The 18,587-nt window shown below is 67.4% G+C and carries 18 protein-coding genes; 14 read left to right on the top strand and 4 right to left on the bottom strand.

Features of this window, described 5'->3' with window-relative positions; genetic code table 11:
* The first annotated feature begins 127 nt into the window (after positions 1–127).
* The 5 genes from ACZK2G_RS03490 to ACZK2G_RS03510 all read left to right on the top strand — a co-directional run bounded on the left by ACZK2G_RS03490 (position 128) and on the right by ACZK2G_RS03510 (position 5,532).
* Positions 128–1,099 (top strand): aldo/keto reductase, encoded by a 972-nt coding sequence (locus tag ACZK2G_RS03490; protein ID WP_046982728.1) that lies wholly within the window; start codon positions 128–130, stop codon positions 1,097–1,099.
* Positions 1,100–1,352: 253 nt separating this feature from the next.
* The gene (gene hemP, locus ACZK2G_RS03495) at positions 1,353–1,547 is read left to right on the top strand and encodes a hemin uptake protein HemP (RefSeq protein WP_005412278.1); all 195 of its coding nucleotides are present in this window, start codon (positions 1,353–1,355) and stop codon (positions 1,545–1,547) included.
* A gap of 153 nt (positions 1,548–1,700) precedes the next feature.
* Positions 1,701–3,920 carry a TonB-dependent hemoglobin/transferrin/lactoferrin family receptor gene (locus tag ACZK2G_RS03500; RefSeq protein ID WP_478474708.1) on the top strand — a complete coding sequence of 740 codons (2,220 nt, stop codon included), beginning with the start codon at positions 1,701–1,703 and terminating at the stop codon, positions 3,918–3,920.
* A 4-nt stretch (positions 3,921–3,924) separates the two neighbouring features.
* Positions 3,925–4,524 carry a ChuX/HutX family heme-like substrate-binding protein gene (locus ACZK2G_RS03505; protein WP_004144366.1) on the top strand — a complete coding sequence of 200 codons (600 nt, stop codon included), beginning with the start codon at positions 3,925–3,927 and terminating at the stop codon, positions 4,522–4,524.
* Between the two features lie 72 nt (positions 4,525–4,596).
* Positions 4,597–5,532 carry a DUF6607 family protein gene (locus ACZK2G_RS03510; RefSeq protein WP_046982730.1) on the top strand — a complete coding sequence of 312 codons (936 nt, stop codon included), beginning with the start codon at positions 4,597–4,599 and terminating at the stop codon, positions 5,530–5,532.
* Positions 5,533–5,679: 147 nt separating this feature from the next.
* Here the strand turns inward: ACZK2G_RS03510 and ACZK2G_RS03515 are convergent, their stop codons facing one another.
* The 3 genes from ACZK2G_RS03515 to ACZK2G_RS03525 all read right to left on the bottom strand — a co-directional run bounded on the left by ACZK2G_RS03515 (position 5,680) and on the right by ACZK2G_RS03525 (position 9,439).
* Complete coding sequence (locus ACZK2G_RS03515; protein ID WP_478474709.1) at positions 5,680–6,165, bottom strand: hypothetical protein; 486 nt, start codon at positions 6,163–6,165, stop codon at positions 5,680–5,682.
* 113 nt (positions 6,166–6,278) lie between these two features.
* A complete protein-coding gene (locus ACZK2G_RS03520; RefSeq protein WP_478474711.1) occupies positions 6,279–8,795 on the bottom strand; it encodes an ABC transporter permease in 2,517 nt (838 codons plus the stop codon).
* A complete protein-coding gene (locus ACZK2G_RS03525) occupies positions 8,792–9,439 on the bottom strand; it encodes an ABC transporter ATP-binding protein (RefSeq protein ID WP_046982733.1) in 648 nt (215 codons plus the stop codon). The genes ACZK2G_RS03520 and ACZK2G_RS03525 overlap by 4 nt, the downstream gene beginning before the upstream one ends.
* A 111-nt stretch (positions 9,440–9,550) precedes the next feature.
* On the opposite strand from ACZK2G_RS03525, the gene ACZK2G_RS03530 reads away from it, so the two are divergent.
* The 3 genes from ACZK2G_RS03530 (at position 9,551) to ACZK2G_RS03540 (ending at position 12,388) form a co-directional block, all read left to right on the top strand.
* Positions 9,551–10,159 carry an arylesterase gene (locus tag ACZK2G_RS03530; RefSeq protein ID WP_295380772.1) on the top strand — a complete coding sequence of 203 codons (609 nt, stop codon included), beginning with the start codon at positions 9,551–9,553 and terminating at the stop codon, positions 10,157–10,159.
* An 87-nt stretch (positions 10,160–10,246) separates the two neighbouring features.
* Positions 10,247–10,960 carry a response regulator transcription factor gene (locus ACZK2G_RS03535; RefSeq protein ID WP_002811889.1) on the top strand — a complete coding sequence of 238 codons (714 nt, stop codon included), beginning with the start codon at positions 10,247–10,249 and terminating at the stop codon, positions 10,958–10,960.
* A 156-nt stretch (positions 10,961–11,116) separates the two neighbouring features.
* Positions 11,117–12,388, top strand: coding sequence for a sensor histidine kinase (locus tag ACZK2G_RS03540; protein ID WP_046982735.1), 1,272 nt, complete (start codon positions 11,117–11,119; stop codon positions 12,386–12,388).
* Positions 12,389–12,537: 149 nt separating this feature from the next.
* On the opposite strand, the gene ACZK2G_RS03545 is transcribed toward ACZK2G_RS03540, so the two are convergent.
* Positions 12,538–13,239, bottom strand: a complete 702-nt coding sequence (locus ACZK2G_RS03545; RefSeq protein ID WP_478474713.1) for an SGNH/GDSL hydrolase family protein — start codon at positions 13,237–13,239, stop codon at positions 12,538–12,540.
* Positions 13,240–13,452: 213 nt separating this feature from the next.
* Here ACZK2G_RS03545 and ACZK2G_RS03550 point away from each other — a divergent pair, with 213 nt between their 5' ends.
* The 6 genes from ACZK2G_RS03550 (at position 13,453) to ACZK2G_RS03575 (ending at position 18,539) form a co-directional block, all read left to right on the top strand.
* Positions 13,453–13,848 carry a diacylglycerol kinase gene (locus tag ACZK2G_RS03550; RefSeq protein ID WP_088480332.1) on the top strand — a complete coding sequence of 132 codons (396 nt, stop codon included), beginning with the start codon at positions 13,453–13,455 and terminating at the stop codon, positions 13,846–13,848.
* 32 nt (positions 13,849–13,880) lie between these two features.
* Complete coding sequence (locus ACZK2G_RS03555; RefSeq protein WP_012510092.1) at positions 13,881–14,630, top strand: TerC family protein; 750 nt, start codon at positions 13,881–13,883, stop codon at positions 14,628–14,630.
* Positions 14,631–14,850: 220 nt separating this feature from the next.
* A complete protein-coding gene (locus tag ACZK2G_RS03560; RefSeq protein ID WP_136638881.1) occupies positions 14,851–16,011 on the top strand; it encodes an MFS transporter in 1,161 nt (386 codons plus the stop codon).
* A 534-nt stretch (positions 16,012–16,545) separates the two neighbouring features.
* Positions 16,546–17,166, top strand: a complete 621-nt coding sequence (locus ACZK2G_RS03565; RefSeq protein WP_478474715.1) for a LemA family protein — start codon at positions 16,546–16,548, stop codon at positions 17,164–17,166.
* A gap of 3 nt (positions 17,167–17,169) precedes the next feature.
* Complete coding sequence (locus ACZK2G_RS03570; protein WP_478474717.1) at positions 17,170–18,045, top strand: TPM domain-containing protein; 876 nt, start codon at positions 17,170–17,172, stop codon at positions 18,043–18,045.
* Positions 18,045–18,539, top strand: a complete 495-nt coding sequence (locus ACZK2G_RS03575) for a TPM domain-containing protein (protein ID WP_478474718.1) — start codon at positions 18,045–18,047, stop codon at positions 18,537–18,539. The genes ACZK2G_RS03570 and ACZK2G_RS03575 overlap by 1 nt, the downstream gene beginning before the upstream one ends.
* The last annotated feature ends 48 nt before the right edge of the window (positions 18,540–18,587 follow it).

The raw sequence follows: 18,587 nt of genomic DNA on the forward strand, positions 1-18,587 counted from the left end.
AAAAGCAGCGTGCGCGCGGCCATCGGTACCGATCAGGCCAGCAACGGCAAGGGGTTGCGGCCGGCAGGGGCAGGTAGAATGGCGGTTCGATCCCGGCCCGGATGCGGGCCCGCAGCAGGAGATTCGCATGCAATACCGTCGCCTGGGCTCCACCGGCCTGCCGATTTCCGCCCTGTCCTTCGGCGCCTGGGTGACCTTCGGCGACCAGATCCCGCGCGACGAGGCCCGCAACCTGGTGGCCGCCGCCTGGGATCATGGCGTCAACTTCTTCGATAATGCCGAGGGCTACGCCAACGGTCGCGCCGAACAGGTGATGGGCGATGTGATCACCGACCTGCGCCTGCCACGCGATGGCTTCTGTGTCTCCAGCAAGGTGTTCTTCGGCAGCGCCAAAGACCCGCGACCAACCCAGCGCGGGCTGTCGCGCAAGCACGTGACCGACGCCTGCCACGCCGCGCTCAAGCGCCTGCGGGTGGATTACCTCGACCTCTATTACTGCCACCGCCCGGATCCAGACGCACCGATCGCCGAGACCGTGCACGCCATGGACACCCTGGTGCGGCAAGGCAAGATCCTTTACTGGGGTACCTCGGAGTGGTCGGCGGCGCAGATCCAGCAGGCGCTGGACATCGCCGAGGCGCACAACCTGCAGGGCCCGTCGATGGAGCAGCCGCAGTACAACCTGCTGCACCGCGAGCGTGTCGAGGTCGAGTACGCGCCGCTGTATGCCGGCGCCGGCCTGGGCACCACGATCTTCTCGCCGTTGGCGTCAGGCCTGTTGAGCGGCAAGTACGACCAGGGCATCCCGGCCGATGCACGGCTGGGCCGCGAGGGCATGGAATGGCTGCAGGACCTGGTGCTGGGTGCTGACGCCGAGGCTCGCCTGGCACAGGTGCGCCGTTTCAGCGAGGTCGCACGCGCGCTTGGCCATGCCCCGGCGACGCTGGCGATTGCCTGGTGCCTGCGCAACCCGAACGTCTCCAGCGTGATCCTGGGCGCCAGCCGGGTCAGCCAGCTGCTGCAGAACCTGCAGGCGCTGGACGTACTGGAGCAGGTCGATGCCGCCGGCTGGGCCCAGCTCGAAGCTGTCTTCGGCTGACCGGCAGCAGCGCCATGTAGAGTCGAGCCGTGCTCGACTCTGCGCGCAGCGCGGGTTTCACCTGGCAGGACTCGAAGAGCAGTCGAGCACGGCTCGACTCTACAAAAGCCGCCCGCCCTATCTTTCAATTGATGATTTCTATCGAATTTCCGGATTCGATCATTAATCTCATCAATGAAATTGAGAATGGTTGTTGATTGTCAACTGAGAATCATTATCATTTAACTCGTCCCTCGCACGAGTCCAGATGCTCATGAATGCTCAACCTGTACTGCTGCGCCCCGAAACGCTGACCCTCCGCGATCGTCCGGTCCGCGTCGTTCCGCCGGAAGAGGTCATCGACAGCGAAGCCCTGCTCAAGGGCCGTCGTGAAATCCTGATCCAGCACGGCGACCGCTTCTATCGCCTGCGCCACACCAGCAACGACAAGCTGATCCTGACCAAGTAATCGCGGCCTGGTCGCCCGCCTCCCTCCCTCCTGCCGGCAGCGCCGACAGGGTGGGCGACCCGCCCGCTCCCGCTCTCTCCCCCTCGGTCTACCGCGTGCACCTTCCGGGTGTGCCGGTAACCGGGGGTTCCCTTGCCTGACCGAATGAACCCGATGACCCGCCATACCGCCCTGAGTCTCGCCCTCTGGATGGCCTTGCCGCTGTCCGCCCACGCTGCTGCTGCCGCCGCGCCCGATGCGCGCGAATTTGACCGGGTGCAGGTCACCGCTACCCGCACCGAACGGGCCGTGAGCGACGTTGCGGCCACCGTCGACGTCATCGACCGCGAGCAGATGGACCGGCACCTGGTACAGGACATCAAGGATCTGGTGCGCTACGAGCCGGGCCTGTCGGTCACCCGCAGCGCCACCCGCTTCGGCCTGGATGGTTTCCGCATCCGTGGCCTGGATGGCAACCGCGTGCGCATCCAGACCGACGGCATCGTCATGCCGACCCGGTTCGACATCGGTTCGTTCGCCAGTTCCAACCGCAACTACACCGACCTGGACACGCTCAAGCGCGTGGAGATCGTGCGTGGCCCGGCCAGTTCGCTGTACGGCTCCGATGCACTGGGCGGCGTGGTCGCGTTCGTCACCAAGGACCCGGCCGACTACCTCAAGGACGGCAAGGACAGCTACTTTGGACTGAAGTTCGGCTACGACGGCGAGTGGAAGGGCCTGCTTGGCGGTGCCACCGCTGCCTTCGGTGGCGAGCACTGGAGCGGCCTGGTCAACGTGAACCATCACCAGGGCCAGGAGACGGACAACAAGGGTACGGTGCGCAGCGACGATCGCACGCGCACTGCGGCCAACCCGCAGGACCGCGACGGCCGCAGCCTGCTCAGCAAGCTGGTCTATGCGCCCAGCGAGGACCAGCGCTTCCGCCTGACGGTGGAAGGCAACGAAGACACCACCGACACCAACGTGCTGTCGTCGGTGGGTGTCAGTTCGGCCACCGGCATGAAGGGGCATGACACGCAGAAGCGCACCCGCGTCTCCTTCGCCCACGAGATGGATGCTCTGGACCAGCCGTTCGCCGACAGCCTGCATTGGCAGGTGTATGCGCAGAACAGCGAAACCCGGCAGCAGACCGACGAGACACGCACCGACGGCAGCCGCCGCCACCGCGTGTTCTCCTTCGACCAGCATGCCTATGGCCTGCAGGCGCAGTTCAACAAGGCGTTCAGCACCGGCACGATCGAACATGCGTTGACCTACGGCTTCGAGGGCACGCGTACCGAGATCCGCCAGAAGCGCGACGGCTACCAGGTCAACCGCGCTGGTGTGGTCAGCAATGCCATCGTCCCCGATGTGTTCCCGGTGCGGGACTTCCCGATCAGCAAGACCACCGAGTTGGGCCTGTATGCACAGGACGAAATGCGCCTGGCCGACGGCAGGCTGTCGCTGGTGCCGGGCGTGCGCGTTGACCGTTACGAGCTGAAGCCGGAGGTGGACGGCATCTTTGCCGAAGACAATCCGACCACGGCGGTTGCGCAGCTGAAGAAGACCAGCGTGTCGCCGAAGCTGGGCATGGTCTGGCGCTTCACTGACCAGTGGTCGCTGTTCGCCGGCTATGCACGCGGCTTCCGGTCGCCGCCGTACAACGACGTCAACATCGGCCTGACCAACGTCGCCTTCGGATACACCGCCATCGCCAACCCGGACCTGAAGCCGGAAACCAGCGACGGCTACGAGCTGGGCCTGCGCTTCATCGCACCGGCCGCGTACGTCAGCGTCAGTGGCTACTACAACGACTACAAGGACTTCATCGAGTCCAACGTCAACACCGGCCGCAACGCACAGGGCCTGATGGTGTTCCAGTCGCAGAACATCGCCGACGCGCGCATCTACGGTGCGGAAATGAAGGCCGGCATCGAATTCGGTGAACTCAGCCCGGCGCTGAAGGGTTGGGCGCTGCGCAGCGCACTGGCGTGGTCGCGTGGCGACAACAAGACCGACGACGAACCGCTGGCCTCGGTCGATCCGCTGCGTGGCACGCTGGGCCTGATGTACGACACCGACACCTGGGGTGTCGAGCTGGCCGGCACCTTCGTGCAGCGCAAGAAGCATCTGCCGCCGCCGGCCGCGCAGACCAACCCGAATGCACCGGCGCCGTTCGTCTACCAGCCGGCTGGCTACGGCGTACTGGACCTGATGGCGCACTGGAACTTCGCACCGGGTGCCACCTTAAATGTCGGCGTGTTCAACCTGGCCGACAAGCGCTACATCGAATGGTCGTCGATCACCCCGAGCCTGATCACCGATCGCACGCTGAGCGATCGTTTCAGCAGCCCGGGCCGTACCTTCTCCGCCAGCCTTGCCGTTTCCTGGTGACCTCATGAGCCGAGCACTGTCCGCCCGCAGGAATGACTCCATCGCCGTGCCGAACAGCGCGGCCTGGCCGACCCCGGCACAGCTGGCCACGCTCGGCACCGTGTTGTGCCTGTACCACGCCGACGGCAATGAGCTGGGTGGCTGGCGCCAGGCGGTGCGTGTACATGCCTGCCAGGGCGTGGACAGCGAGGGCCTGCGCGAAAGCCTGTGCTTCCTCGATGGCCGCGGCCGCTGCGTGTGGCGCCTGTACCTGCTGCCAGACAGCGACTTCCTGGCCTGGGACCGGCTGGTGGCCGCGCTGCCGCCGGGCCCGGAACACGACAGCGATGCCAGCGTCGGCGAACGCCTGTGGCGGCGCCTGGCCGGCCATCTGGGTGGCCAGCGCTGGCGCCTGTGCGCGCTGCGCCTGCATGCCGCCGACGATGGCCGCACCTTGGCCGCCAGCCTGTCGACCCTGTCTTCGCTGGGCGCTGCCACCGCGCGTCGCATTGCGCGCCTGGAGAGCGCCGAGGGCGAGTTGGCGATCGACGACTGCTGCTGTGCCGATGCCGCACGGCGACCGACCCCGCGGGTTCCCGGCGATCTGCCGCTGATCCGCCTGTGACCCATTGCTGATGGAACGCCTGTCGGCCACGGACGGCCTCTCAACGAATCTGCAACCCCGAAGGAAGACCCGATGAAACTCCAGACAGCCAGCGTCATGCTGCTGCTCGCCGCCAGCGGCGTGGCCAGCGCGCAGCCCTCCGACATCGCCCGCGACCACGACAGCATCCTTGCCATGCAGGGTGAGTACACCGTGGACTTCGCCTTTGACGAGACCGTGCTGCTGAAGCCGGGCTACGAGCGCGCACCGGCGATGCGCAGTGGCGGCAACGAAGTGGTCATCGTGGTCGAAGACACTCCGAAGCGCATCGTGCTGCAGCATTTGCTGCTGGACGAGAAGAGCGGCCACATCACCAAGCACTGGCGCCAGGACTGGGTCTACGAAGCGCCGAACCGCTTCGAATTCAGTGCCGACCAGACCTGGCAGGTGCGCAGCATTCCGGCGGCGGTGAACCAGGGGGCCTGGACCCAGTGCGTCTACGAAGTGAGTGACGCGCCGCGCTACTGCGGCACCGGCAAGTGGACCTACACCAACAACGTGCCGAGCTGGAGCAGCGACCTGAGCTGGCGTCCGCTGCCGCGCCGTGAGTACACCAAGCGCAGCGATTACAACGCGCTGGCCGTGATCAACCGCCACACGCTGACCCCGAACGGCTGGACCCACGAGCAGTTCAACACCAAGGTGCAGCGCAACGCCGACGGCAGCCAGGTGGAGATCGCACGCGAGTTTGGCTTCAACGACTACGTGAAGACCACCGAGGTCGATTTCACCCCGGCGCGCAACTATTGGAAGGCAACTGCCGGTTACTGGGCCAAGGTGCGCCAGCGCTGGGACGGCTTCCTCGGCCAGGCGCCGGGCGTGCACCTGAAGACCAAGATCGACGGCATGGCGATGATCATCCCGATGTTCACCCAGGCCGAAGAGATCCAGGCCGGCAAGAAGGTGAAGGACAAGCAGATCGACGAAGTGTTCGCCAAGTACGTGGAAAAGGCGCCGAAGGAAGGTTGATTGCTGTCTCGCTGGTGGGTGCCGGGCGTGCCTGGCACCGCATCCACCCACGGCGTGGATCTACTGAGCGTACCTTCGCTTTGGTATAGGTACCGAGCTTGCTCGGCACGCTCTCGGCGATGATCGCAAGCGCGGGGTGCGATGCACTCAGGACGCCGGCCCACCCAGCGTGGTCAGGTCCAGTCCCGCGTTCTGGAAGGCACGCAGGGTGGCCTGCAGGCTCGCCTCGTCATCGCGGGTGCGGACACCCATGACAGCTTCGTGGCAACGTACTCGATCCGTGCTGCAGGCGCTCCGGTCCGGCAGCAGCAGCGCGGTCTGTGCGACGAGGATCGCCATGTGCGCCACTTCCTTTCTCGGCTTCGGTTGGCCCCGGTAGAACCGGTCGAACTCAGCACGCAGGTCGGCCACCACGTCGGCATCGCTGCGCGTGCGTGACACGCTGGCCGGAACCAGATAGGTCGGATGGCCCTCGTGGAAGGCTTGCGCCTCGTCGGCCAGCACCGTTTCCAGCACGAAGGCCTGCACCGCGTCCGGGGCATAGCCTTCCGCCGCGCGGGCGCCTGCAGGCAGCATCGCACCGAGCAGCGGGGAACTGGCCAGAAGGATGCGCAGACAGAGGCCGTATTTCATCTTCATTCCTTGAACCTCGGGAGCGGGGGAGCAACGTTCAGCGCTTCCGGACGATCTGATCGAGTGGGGCGCGCAGCATACCGCCCGCCCCACCCGTGTGTGTCGCAACCGCATCACGCCTCGCGCAGTGCCAATGCCGGTGGCGTGTGCAGGATTGCCCGCGTGCCCCACCAGCCGGCCAGCAGGCTCAACCCGACGCCGACCAGACCGCCGAACAGCAGGCCCGGCCACGGCGGCAGCAGTGGCAGCTCGAACACCTTCTGCGAGACCGCCACGCCGATGGCAGCAGCTGCGCCCACCGCCAGCAACGCCGCCAGCGTGCCCAGCGCACCGAACTCCACCAGCACCGCGCCGCGCAACTGGCGCCGGGTCGCGCCCAGCGTGCGCAGCACCGCGCTGTCGTAGCGACGCTCGCCGGCCGTGGCCTGTAGTGCGGCCAGCAGCACCAGCACGCCCGCCAGCAGGCTGAACACCATCACCAGCTGCACCGCCTGTGCCACCCGCTCCATCACATCGCGCACCTGCGAGATCACCGCATCCACGTCCAGCAGGGACAGGTTCGGCTGCGCGCGGACCAGCTCGCCCAGTCCGGCTGCCTCGCCGGCCGGCAGATGGAACGCCGACAGCAGGTTGTGCGGCGTATCGCCCACCGCGTTCGGGTTCAGCAGCACGAAGAAGTTCGGCCGGAAGGTGTTCCAGTCCGCCTTTCGCACGCTGGTGACAGTGAACTCGCGTTCCTGCTCGCCCACCGCAATGGTGATGCGGTCACCGGGGTACACGCCGTAGCGCTTGGCCCAGCCGATCTCCACGGATGCCTCGACAGCGGTGCTGTCCGGCTTCCAGAACGTGCCGTTGACCAGCGTATTTGCCGGCGGGAACGTGCTGCGCCAGCTGAAGTTCAACGGCCGGTTTTCATCGTCGTCGTCGCGCTGGCCTTCGGCCTGTGCCGGTTGCCCCTCCTGCGCTGGCGAGCGGTCCACGCGCAGCGGCGGTTTGCCGTTGATTGCAATCAGGCGGCCGGTGGCCATCGGTTCGATGCTGGCGTCGTGGGCGCCCAGTCCACGCAGCGCGGCCAACACACTGTCGCGCTGCTCGGGCTGGATGTTGATCAGGAAGTAGTTCGGCGTATCCGCCGGTAACCGCTCGCGCCACTGCTGCAGCAGACCGGGGCCGGTCACCGCCAGCAGCAACAGCGCGCACAGCGACAGCGACAGCCCCACCAGCTGCATCACCGCCAGCATCCGGCGCCGGGTCAGGGCGGCCAGGCCCAGTCGCCAGTTGCCATGCAGGCGGTGCTGCAGGCCGCGCAGCAGCTGCAGCAGCACGAAGCCGAGCACGCCGGCCGCCACCGCCAGCGCGGCCAACCCGCCCAGCACCCACAGCGCCAGCTTGAGATCACCGGTGACCTGCACCGCCAGCAGCAGACTGGCGGCCAAGGCAGCCACGTAGGCCAGCAGCGAGGCCGGTGGCAGGGCGGCGAAGGAACGGTTGAGCACGCGCATCGGCGGCACCCCACGCAGGCGCAGAAGCGGCGGCAGGCCGAAGCCGAACAGCAGCAACAGGCCGATGCCGGCGCCGGTCAGGGCAGGCATCGCTTCCGGCAGCGGCAGGCGTTGTGGCACCAGGCTGCCCAGCACCTGCACAAGGCCTTCCTGCGCAGCCATGCCGAGAGCGATGCCGAGTGCGCAGGCCGGAACCGCCAGCATCAGCAGCTGCAGTGCCAGGCCGAACAGGATGTCGCGCTGGCGGGCACCCAGGCAGCGCAGGATCGCCACCTGGTCGATGCGGCGCAGGGCGAAGCGGTTGGCGGCCAGTGCCGTGGCCACGCCGGCCAGCAGCACCGCCAGCAGTGCGCTCAGGCCGAGGAAGCGCCCGGCCAGGTCGAAGGCCTGGCGCACGCCACGCTGGGTGTCGTCCACGCTCAGCAGGCGCAGGCCCTTGACCTGCGGCAGCAACCACTGGCGCAGCGCGGCAATCTGGTCGGCCGGCCCGGCGAACATCAGCCGGTAGTTGATGCGGCTGCCCGGACCGAGCAGGCCGGTGCCTTCCACATCGGCGCGGTTGACCAGCAGGGTGGGGGAAAGCGTAAGCAGGTCGCCGCCGGTATCCGGTTCGGCCTCGATGATGCCGGCGATGCGCAGCGTGCCAGCGCCGAATTCAAGGTCGTCACCGGCTTTCAGTTCCAGGCCCTGCAGCAGGCGCGGGTCGGCATAGGCCTGGCCTTTGGCCGGCATGCCGGCGTTGTCGATCAGGGCGCCCCCGGGCGAGGCCCGCACCCGCAGCGTGCCGCGCAGCGGATAGCCGGCTTCCACGGCCTTGATGCTGGCCATCTGGCTGGCCTCGCCATGGAACAGCACGCTGCCGAAGCTGGCGATGCGGGTATGCGCCAGACTGCGTCGCTGCGCTTCTTCGGCGAAGGCTGCCGGTGGGTCGTCGCGCCCGGCGATGCCGAGGTCACCGCCGAGCATCTCGGCTGCGCTGCCGGTCAGCGCCAGGTTGACCCGGTTCACCAGCGTGCCCACCGCCGTCATCACCGCCACGCCCAGCACCAACGCGGCGAATACGGTCAGCAGATCGCCGGCCAGCGCCTCGCGACGCAGCGCGCGCCATGCATGGCGCAGCAGGTTCATGCGTCGGCCCCGTGCTCGACCGGCAGCAGGCGGCCGTTGTCGATGCGCTGGATGTACTGGCAGCGCTGCGCCAGGCGCAGGTCGTGGGTGACCAGCACAAGCGTCGTGCCGCTGCCGGCGTTGAGTTCGAACAGCAGGTCGCTGATGTGCTGGCCGGTAGCCTGGTCCAGCGAACCGGTGGGTTCATCGGCGAACAGGATGCGCGGGCGGGTGACGAAAGCCCGGGCCAGCGCCACGCGTTGCTGCTCGCCACCGGACAACTGGCGCGGGTAGTGGCGTGCGCGATGGCCCAGGCCGACCTGCGCCAGTACCTCCTCGACGCGTGCGCGGTCCTCGCGCCCGGCCAGCTCCAGCGGCAGCGCGACGTTCTCGGCGGCGGTCAGCGCCGGCAGCAGGTGGAAGCTCTGGAACACGAAGCCGACCTCGCGTGCGCGCAGCTGGGCGCGGGCTTCCTCGTCCAGCGCCGCCAGATCCTGGCCGGCCAGCGCGATGCTGCCGCGGCTGGGCAGGTCAAGGCCGGCCAGCAGGCCGAGCAGGGTGGTCTTGCCGGAACCGGACGCGCCGACGATGGCCACGCTGGTGCCTTCATGGACGGTCAGGGTGATGTTGTCCAGTATGTGGACTTCACCCTCCGGGCCCTGCACGGATTTGCCGACCTGGTCGACGGCGATGGCGACGGGCGCGCTGCGGGGGGACAGGCTGTCGATGAGGAGACTCCAATGTGCAAGACGGGATGGAGCCGGCGAGCCGGCGCGATGATGGTGCTGTTGCTGGGGTTCCTGCTGCTGTCTGGGCTGGCCTCTGCCAAAGGTCCGGCCGGCACGGTGCTGGTGCTCGGCGACAGCCTCAGTGCTGCCCACAATATCCCCGCCGACGCCGGCTGGGTCAGCCTGCTGCAGCAGCGGGTCAGGCAGCAGTCGAAAACACCGGCGCGCATCGTCAATGCCAGCATGAGCGGTGAGACCACCGCCGGCGCGCTGACCCGCCTGCCGGGCCTGCTGGCCAAGGAAAAACCCACCGTAGTGGTGATTGCCCTAGGCGGCAATGACGCACTGCGCGGGCTGACCCCGGCGCAGGTGCAGGGCAACCTGGAAAAGATGGTGCAGGCCAGCCAGAAGGCCGGTGCCAAGGTGTTGCTGCTCGGCATCGATGTGCCGCCCAACTATGGGGCGGGTTATCGCCAGCGGCTGGCGGCGGCCTACAAGGCACTGGCCACGCAGTACAAGGTACCGCTGCTGCCGTTCCTGCTGGAGGGCGTGGCACTGCAGCCGGGGCTGATGCAGGCTGATGGCCTGCACCCGACCGCGCAGGCGCAGCCGAAGGTGCTGGACAACGTCTGGCCATTGCTGCGGCCCCTGCTCTGAACGATTTACATCCCTCTTGACGGAACTTCACATCGCGTCCACCGTCGATCCGGCATGTTTCACAAAGCTGAAGTTAGAGGGAATCACATGCGTCAGACGAAGGAGACCTCCGGCTTGGTGCTGGTGGTCGAAGACAACCGCAACATCTCCGAGATGATCGGGGAATACCTGGAAGGTCGCGGCTTCGAAGTCGACTATGCACAGGACGGCCTGGATGGCTACCGCCTTGCGGCGGAGAACAGCTATGACGTCGTGGTGCTCGACTTGATGTTGCCGCGCCTGGATGGCATCGAAGTGTGCCGTCGCCTGCGCAACGATGCGCGCAAGTCCACCCCGGTGCTGATGCTCACGGCACGCGACACGCTGGATGACAAGCTCACCGGCCTCGGTTTCGGCGCCGATGACTATCTGACCAAGCCGTTCGCGATCCAGGAGCTGGAAGCACGCCTGCGCGCGCTGATCCGTCGCGAACGCCGCCAGGTCGGTTCGGAAGTGCTCAAGGTCGCCGACCTGGTGCTCGATCCGGTCAGCATGCGCGCCACCCGTGCCGGCACCGAGCTGCAGCTGTCGCCGATCGGCCTGCGCCTGCTGACCATCCTGATGCGCGAATCGCCGCGCGTGGTCACCCGCCAGGAGATCGAACGCGAGATCTGGGGCAACGGGCTGCCGGATTCGGACACCCTGCGCAGCCATCTGTACAACCTGCGCAAGATCATCGACAAGCCGTTCGACCGCCCGCTGCTGCACACCGTACAGAGCGCCGGTTACCGCATTGCCGATATCGCCCAGCCGATGGCCTGAGCAGGGCCATCGCCGGTGCAGCAGCAAGCCCGGCCGGGCAACGGCCACGCACCAGGGCAGGGCATGACCGGCAGGCAGTACCGCCGGTCAGCGCCCATGCACGACTACGGCGCGGTGCGCTGCCTATAATCGCAGCGCTCCGACCGGGACCCCGCAATGCCGCACGGCCTGCCGCGCAAGATCCGTATCGCTTTCATCCTGCAGGCAGTGCTGGCCAGCCTGGGCATCCTGCTCGGTGCCTGGCTGGTATCGCTGGTGATCAAGCACAGCCTGGTCGGCGCGGCCCTGCGCGAGGAAGCGGCGTACTTCTGGACCCTGCACGAGGCCTCGCCGGTGCAGCCGCCGCCCAACACCCAGAACATCCGCGGCTACCTGCTGGAAAGCGGGCAGTCGGCGTTGTCGTTGCCGGCCAACCTGCGCAATCTGGAGCCGGGCTTCCACGAACTGCGCAAGGATGACCAGCTGGTACTGGTCGATGTACGCCCGGCCGGTCGCCTGTACCTGGTGTTCCTGCGTTCGCGCGCGGAGATGCTGGCGTTCTGGTTCGGCATCGTGCCGGTGCTGCTGACCCTGCTGGCGGTTTATGGCGCCAGCTGGGTGACCTATCGCGCCTCCAAGCGGCTGGTGTCGCCGGTGAACTGGCTGGCGCGCCGCGTCTCGCGCTGGGACCCGGGCCATCCCGAGGCGGCCGACCTCGAGCCGAACAAGCTGCCGGCGGACATGCAGGGCGAGACCCGGCAGCTGGCTGCCGCACTGCATTCACTGGCCAACCGGGTCAGCGCGCACGTGGCCCGTGAGCGCAACTTCACCCGCGATGCCAGCCATGAGCTGCGCACACCGCTGACCGTGATCCGGGTGGCCAGCGACATGGCGCTGGGCGATGACAGCCTTGAGCCGCGCCTGCGCCGCAGCCTGCAGCGTATCCAGCGCGCCGGGCGTGACATGGAGGCGGTGATCGATGCGTTCCTGATCCTGGCCCGCGAGGCCGATGTCGAGCCGCAGATCGAGCTGTTCGACGTCAACGACATCGTCCGCTACGAGGTGGACAACGCCAACGAGCTGCTGGGTACGCGCTCGGTATCGGTGCACCTGCACAGCGATGGCCCGGTGCAGCTGCATGCGCCGCCGCGGGTGCTGCAGGTGGTGGTCAGCAACCTGGTGCGCAACGCCTGCAGCTACACCGATGAGGGGCGCATCGACGTGCATGTGCACAACGACCGCGTGGTGGTGCGCGATACCGGCATCGGCATGTCCGCCGAGGCGCTGTCGCGCGCGTTCGAGCCGTTCTACCGCGCCGAGCCGAGCCGTCCGCAGGGCACCGGCCTGGGCCTGTCGATCGTGCGCCGGCTGTGCGACCGCTTCGGCTGGAAGGTCAGCCTGGCCAGTGAGCCTGGCAAGGGTACCGAAGCCACGGTGATTTTCCGCTGAGGCGGCACCAGCTGCCTCGGTAGATGCCGACCTTGGTCGGCGCTTTCACTGGGATGCAGGTGGACGCATTCATGCCAACCAAGGTTGGCAACTACCGGAGCACGCGCATTGTCGCCGTAGATGCCGACCTTGGTCGGCGAACGCACGCCTCAGTCGCACTTCACCTTCGGCGCCAGCGCCTTGGTCCAGATCGCATAGCCGGCTGGGGTCATATGCAGCATGTCCTCGCGGAACAGCGCCGCGTCCGGCTGTCCATCGGCGCCGAGCATCGGCGTGTAGACGTCGGTGAAGCCGGTATTGGGCAGCCTGGCCAGGGCGACCTTGATCAGCGTGTTGGCTTCGTTGATCGCCGGCAGCAGGTGCGCACGCGACGGGCTCGGTTTGATCGACAGGTACTCCACCTTCGTCTTCGGCAGGTCGCGGTGCACGCGCTGCACGAAGGCGACCACATCGTCGCGCACCTGCACCGCGCTGCGGCCGCTGTTGAGGTCGTTGTCGCCGGCGTAGAAGAACACCTTGCATGGCGCATACGGCACTACGATCTGGCCGGCATACCAGGTGCTGTCGCGCACTTCCGAACCGCCGAAGCCACGGTTGAACACCGGCTGGCCGGGGAAGTCGGTGGCCAGGCTGTTCCACATGCGGATGGAGGAGCTGCCGATGAACTCGATGCCGCCGCGCGGCGGCGGGCTGGTCTGGTCGGCGCTGGCGAAGTGGGCCATGTCGCCGGCCCAGGCCACGTTGGAGACCTGCTCGGGCACGCGCGGCGGCTTGGTCGGGCTCAGCGCCTGGGCCAGGGGGGCGGCGGTCAGCAGGCCCAGCATCAGCAGGCAGGTACGGCGACGGGACATCAGGCGCTCCAGCAGGGAAGGGGACATCCATCATAGGAGCTGGGGCGGGCCCGGGCTTGCCCTTGGCAGGCCATTGGCCAAGCGCTGCCCGGGATGCGGCCGGCGGCCTTGTGGCAAAATGGCGGCCATCTGCCTATCCCTGTGCACCCATGATTCCCTGCCGTGCGTCTGAGCGGTCGCTGCGCCGCGCCCCTGTTGCTGGATGTCTCACCCGTGGCTGATCAGTTCGGCCACATGCCCCGCGGCCCGCGCCGCATCTTCCAGGCCGCCCGCTGGTCCTGGCAGGGCCTGCGCGCTGCCTGGCTGCACGAGTCCTCGTTCCGGCTGGAGGTCTACCTGCTGGTGCTGCTGACCCCGCTCGCGGTCTGGCTGGGCCAGACGCCGGTCGAACGCGCGCTGCTGATCGGCTCGATGCTGCTGGTGCTGGCGATGGAGCTGGCCAATTCGGCCATCGAGGCGGTGATCGAGCGCTACGGCAGCGAGATCCATGAGCTGGCCGGCCGGGCCAAGGACATGGGCTCGGCGGCGGTGTTCATGCTGATGATGAACGTGCTGCTGTGCTGGGGCCTGGTACTGGTGCCGCGCCTGTTCCCGGCCAGCGCCGGCTGATCCTTCTTCCTCCCCCTTGTTGAAGACTTCCCATGTCCCTTGAGTTTCTCGCCGATCCGAACGTCTGGTTGACCTTGTTCACGCTGAGCGCGCTGGAAATCGTGCTCGGTATCGACAACCTGGTATTCATTTCCATCGCGGTCAGCAAGCTGCCCGAGCACCGCCGCCCGTTCGCGCGCCGGCTCGGCATCGCCGTGGCCTGCATCACCCGTATCGGCCTGCTGGTGTCGCTGGCGTACCTGGCGCACATGCAGGCGAACCTGTTCACCGTGGCCGGCATGGGCATTTCCATCCGCGACCTGGTGCTGATCGTCGGTGGCCTGTTCCTGATCATCAAGGGCTGGATGGAGATCAAGGAAATGATCACCGGTGGCGAGGATGAGGACCCGAGCACGACCAAGACCTCGGCCGTATTCGGCTACGTGATCGCGCAGATCGCGATCATCGACATCGTGTTCTCGCTGGACTCGGTGATCACTGCCGTCGGCATCGCCGACCACGTGCCGGTGATGGTCGCCGCGATCCTGCTGTCGGTGGCGGTGATGTTGCTGGCGGCCAACCCGCTGGGCCGCTTCATCGATGCCAATCCGACCGTGAAGATGCTGGCCCTGGCCTTCATCCTGCTGATCGGTGCGGTGCTGATCCTGGATGGCCTGGACGTGCACGTGCCCAAGCCCTACATCTACGCCGCGATGGGCTTCTCGGTGCTGGTGGAGTGGCTGAACCTGCTGATGCGCCGCCGCGCGCGCGAACACCACGTGCCGGGTGCCGGCGACTGGTAAGCAGATCACAGGCAAGCGTGTCACCCAGAACCCCCGGCCAGCGCCGGGGGTTCTGCGTTGCGAGGCCCACCGCGCTCGCCGGGCATGGCCCGGCGGGGAGGTTCCCGCCAGCTGTGAATTGAGATCAACAGTGTTTTCCCGGGGCGAGGCTTAATCCGGGCCGACAAAGCGCGCAGGCTACGCGCTCTTTTCCAGGACCTGCCCCACGCAGGATGACCTCATGAACTCCAGAGCCGCTCTGCTGGCCCTCGCCGTCGGCGCCTTCGCCATCGGCACCACTGAATTCGCGCCGATGGGCCTGCTGCCTGTCATTGCCGACGGCGTAGGCGTGAACATTCCCACCGCCGGCATGCTGATCACGGCCTATGCCGTGGGCGTCATGCTGGGCGCGCCGGTGATGACCCTGCTGATGGGACGCTTCGGCAAGCGCACTGCGCTGATGCTGCTGATGTCGATCTTCGTGGTCGGCAACCTGCTGTCGGCACTGGCCCCGAACTACGGCCTGCTGTTGTTGTCGCGCCTGGTCACCAGCCTCAATCACGGTGCCTTCTTCGGCATCGGTGCGGTGGTCGCCGCGAGCCTGGTACCGAAGGAAAAGCAGGCGGCCGCCGTGGCGACCATGTTCATGGGCCTGACCATCGCCAACATCGGTGGCGTGCCGCTGGCAACCTGGGTGGGCCAGCAGTTGGGCTGGCGCCTGTCCTTCGCCGGTACTGCGGTGCTGGGCCTGGTGGCGATCACCGCGCTGGGCCTGGCCCTGCCGGCATCCGCGCCTGATGCGCGTCCGGACGTGCGCCGCGAGATGAAGGCGATCCTGCAGCCGCAGGTGCTGCTGGCCATGGCCACCACAGTGCTAGGCGCCGGCGCGATGTTCACCCTCTACACCTACGTGGCGCCGGTGCTGACCGAGCTGACCGGTGCCTCCAACGCCTTCATCGCGATGTCGCTGGCCCTGATCGGCATTGGATTCACTTTCGGCAACGGCATCGGCGGGCGCATGGCCGACTGGTCGCTGGATGGCGCCACCCGCATCCTGCTCGCGGTACTGGCCGTGTTGATGTTCGTGCTGCCGCTGGCCTTCATGAATCACGCCACGGCGGCGCTGGGCGTGCTGCTGTTCGGTGCCGCGACCTTCGCGATCGTGCCACCGCTGCAGATCCGGGTGATGCAGGCCGCCAGCGAGGCGCCGGGCCTGGCGTCGTCGATCAACGTTGGTGCGTTCAACCTCGGCAATGCACTGGGCGCGGCGCTGGGTGGTGCGGTGATCAGCCTGGGGCTGGGGTACGCGGCGATTCCGGTGGCCGGTGGCCTGCTGGCAGCGTCCGCGCTGCTGCTGGCGTGGCTGGGGCGTGCGCGCGCCCCGGTGGCTGAGGCCTGTTGAACGGTGTGGGGTTCCGGCAGGGCTTGCAGCCCTGCACCCGCAGAATCCAGAGCAACAGCAACAGCCCGCATTCCGTGGGTTGGCGGGGTGGGTCAGCTTGCGGGGGACGCTGCAAGTACGTCCCTGTAAGCTCGGTCGCGCCATCCATGGCGCTCACGCCCCCGCAAGCTGACCCACCCCGCCTTCGACAGGTTCCTGCGATCTGTTGGAACCTGCTGCTGATGGTGGGTGCCGACCGTTGGTCGGCACGAATGCCTGGAGCATGGGCTTTCGCTTTTGCTCTTTTTTGATCTTCCCGCGGTGCGCAGGAAACCGTCCGTGGCCGGGAGGGTGAGTGGGCTGGGGGCGTAAGCGCCATGGATGGCGCGCCCGAGCCTACAAGGACGTATTCACGGCGTCCCCCAGCCCACTCACCCTCCCGGCCCACCCCGATATCCAGCAGACATGACCACCGCGGAGGGGGCGGCGCCCGATGGCCGATCTTTCACCCCATCCGTGGCATGCTCGGCGCTCAGTCCACCCGGAACCTCCGCCATGCGCCTGTTCACCCGCGTCCTGCCCTTGATGCTGCTGGCCTCCCTGCTCTCCGGCTGCGGCTACAACGCCATCCAGCAGAAGGATGAAGCGGTCAAGGCCAGCTGGTCCGAAGTGCTCAACCAGTACAAGCGCCGCGCCGACCTGGTACCCAACCTGGTGCAGACCGTGAAAGGCTTTGCCAGCCAGGAAGAGCGCGTGCTGACCGAAGTCACCAACGCCCGCTCGCGGGTCGGCCAGATCAACGTCAACGCCGACGACGAAGCCTCGCTCAAGCAGTTCCAGAAGGCCCAGGGCGAACTCGGCAGTGCGTTGTCACGGCTGCTGGTGGTCACCGAGAACTACCCGGTGCTCAAGTCCGACCAGAACTTCCGCGATCTGCAGGCGCAGCTGGAAGGTACCGAGAACCGTATCACCGTTGCCCGCGGTCGCTACATCCAGCAGGTGCAGGACTACAACACCTACATCCGCTCGTTCCCGCAGGTGATCACCGCCAAGATCTTCGGCTACAAGACCAAGCCGAACTTCACCGTGGACAACGAAGCGCAGATCTCCAACGCGCCGGCGGTGGATTTCGGCAGCGCGCCGCAGCAGCAGCCGGCTCCGCAGCCGGGCCACTGACCCATGCGCCTGGCCACTGCGCTGCTGGCCCTGCTGCTGTGGCTGCCGTTGGCGTCGCAGGCCCAGCAGCTGGCACCGATTCCGGCGCTGGACTCGCCGGTGGTCGATACCACCGGAACGCTGGATGCCGCGCAGAAGCAGGCGCTGGTGCAGCAGGCATTGGACCTGCAGCAGCGCAAGGGTAGCCAGCTGCAGGTGCTGGTAGTGCCCAGCACCCAGCCGGAAGACATCGCCCAGTACACCACGCGGGTCTTCGACCAGTGGCAGATCGGCCGCAAGGGCGTGGATGACGGCGTGCTGCTGGTGGTGGCCAAGGACGACCGGCGCGTACGCATCGAACCGGGCTACGGCCTGGAGGGTGCCATTCCCGATGCCATCGCCAACCGGGTCATCCAGGAATACCTGGTGCCGCGCTTCCGAGCCGGCGACTACGCCGGTGGCATCACCGATGCCACCGCGGTACTGGTGAAGATCGTCGATGGCGAGGCACTGCCGGCGCCGGTCAGCGGCCAGCGGGGCCGCGAGCCCGACGGTGGCGGCGATACCTGGATCCTGGCGTTGTTCATCGGCGTGTTCGCCGGCAGCATCCTGCGCGGCGTGTTCTCGCGGGTACCGCGTCCGCTGCGCGGCCTGCTGGGTGGCGCTGGAGCGGCGGTAGCGGCCTTCCTGTTCACTTCCACCTTGCTGGCCAGTGGCCTGGCGGGCATCGTCGGCCTGATCGTCGCCATGCTGTCCGGCCATCCCGGGCGCTTTGCCGGTGGTGGAGGATGGGGTGGTGGCAGCTGGGGCGGCGGAGGCGGATTCGGCGGGGGCGGCTGGGGCGGCTGGGGCGGTGGTGGTGGCCGTTCCGGCGGCGGCGGTGCTTCGGGAGGCTGGTGATGATCCAACGTCTGTGTCGCCACGTGTTTTCGCCGTCGGTGCGGCGTGCGTTCCCGCCGGCCACGCTGCAGGCGATCACCGAGGCCATCGCCGCCGGTGAGCAGCGCCATGGTGGCCAGGTGATGTTCGCGGTCGAAGCCGACCTGCCGTGGGTCGCGTTGTGGCACAAAGTGACCCCGCGCCAGGCCGCCGAACACGCCTTCGCCCGCCTGCGTACCTGGGACACAGCCTACAACAACGGCGTGCTGATCTACCTGCTGCTGGCCGATCACGCGATCGAGATCGTCGCCGACCGCGGCCTGCACGGCCGGGTCAGCCCGGCGCAGTGGCAGCGGGTCTGCACCCATCTGCGCGAGGGCCTGCGCGGGTCCAATCCCGTGGAAGCGCTGCAGGATGCGATCGACGAGGTCTCCAGCCTGCTGGAAGGGCACTTTCCAGCCTCGACGCGGTCGAACGATGACGCGTTGCCGAACTCGCCACAGATCCTTGGTTGAGCCGGGGCGGCACTGGCCCGAGAATAGACGTTCAACCGCAAGGCACCT

Source organism: Stenotrophomonas sp. 107298_Sma, assembly GCF_056480345.1.

Bases quoted from the DNA above. Each gene is read 5' to 3' on its own strand.
- ACZK2G_RS03490 (WP_046982728.1), top strand. From the start codon at position 128: ATGCAATACCGTCGCCTGGGCTCCACCGGCCTGCCGATTTCCGCCCTG.
- hemP (WP_005412278.1), top strand. From the start codon at position 1,353: ATGAATGCTCAACCTGTACTGCTGCGCCCCGAAACGCTGACCCTCCGC.
- ACZK2G_RS03500 (WP_478474708.1), top strand. From the start codon at position 1,701: ATGACCCGCCATACCGCCCTGAGTCTCGCCCTCTGGATGGCCTTGCCG.
- ACZK2G_RS03505 (WP_004144366.1), top strand. From the start codon at position 3,925: ATGAGCCGAGCACTGTCCGCCCGCAGGAATGACTCCATCGCCGTGCCG.
- ACZK2G_RS03510 (WP_046982730.1), top strand. From the start codon at position 4,597: ATGAAACTCCAGACAGCCAGCGTCATGCTGCTGCTCGCCGCCAGCGGC.
- ACZK2G_RS03515 (WP_478474709.1), bottom strand. From the start codon at position 6,165: ATGAAATACGGCCTCTGTCTGCGCATCCTTCTGGCCAGTTCCCCGCTG.
- ACZK2G_RS03520 (WP_478474711.1), bottom strand. From the start codon at position 8,795: ATGAACCTGCTGCGCCATGCATGGCGCGCGCTGCGTCGCGAGGCGCTG.
- ACZK2G_RS03530 (WP_295380772.1), top strand. From the start codon at position 9,551: ATGATGGTGCTGTTGCTGGGGTTCCTGCTGCTGTCTGGGCTGGCCTCT.
- ACZK2G_RS03535 (WP_002811889.1), top strand. From the start codon at position 10,247: ATGCGTCAGACGAAGGAGACCTCCGGCTTGGTGCTGGTGGTCGAAGAC.
- ACZK2G_RS03540 (WP_046982735.1), top strand. From the start codon at position 11,117: ATGCCGCACGGCCTGCCGCGCAAGATCCGTATCGCTTTCATCCTGCAG.
- ACZK2G_RS03545 (WP_478474713.1), bottom strand. From the start codon at position 13,239: ATGTCCCGTCGCCGTACCTGCCTGCTGATGCTGGGCCTGCTGACCGCC.
- ACZK2G_RS03555 (WP_012510092.1), top strand. From the start codon at position 13,881: ATGTCCCTTGAGTTTCTCGCCGATCCGAACGTCTGGTTGACCTTGTTC.
- ACZK2G_RS03560 (WP_136638881.1), top strand. From the start codon at position 14,851: ATGAACTCCAGAGCCGCTCTGCTGGCCCTCGCCGTCGGCGCCTTCGCC.
- ACZK2G_RS03565 (WP_478474715.1), top strand. From the start codon at position 16,546: ATGCGCCTGTTCACCCGCGTCCTGCCCTTGATGCTGCTGGCCTCCCTG.
- ACZK2G_RS03570 (WP_478474717.1), top strand. From the start codon at position 17,170: ATGCGCCTGGCCACTGCGCTGCTGGCCCTGCTGCTGTGGCTGCCGTTG.
- ACZK2G_RS03575 (WP_478474718.1), top strand. From the start codon at position 18,045: ATGATCCAACGTCTGTGTCGCCACGTGTTTTCGCCGTCGGTGCGGCGT.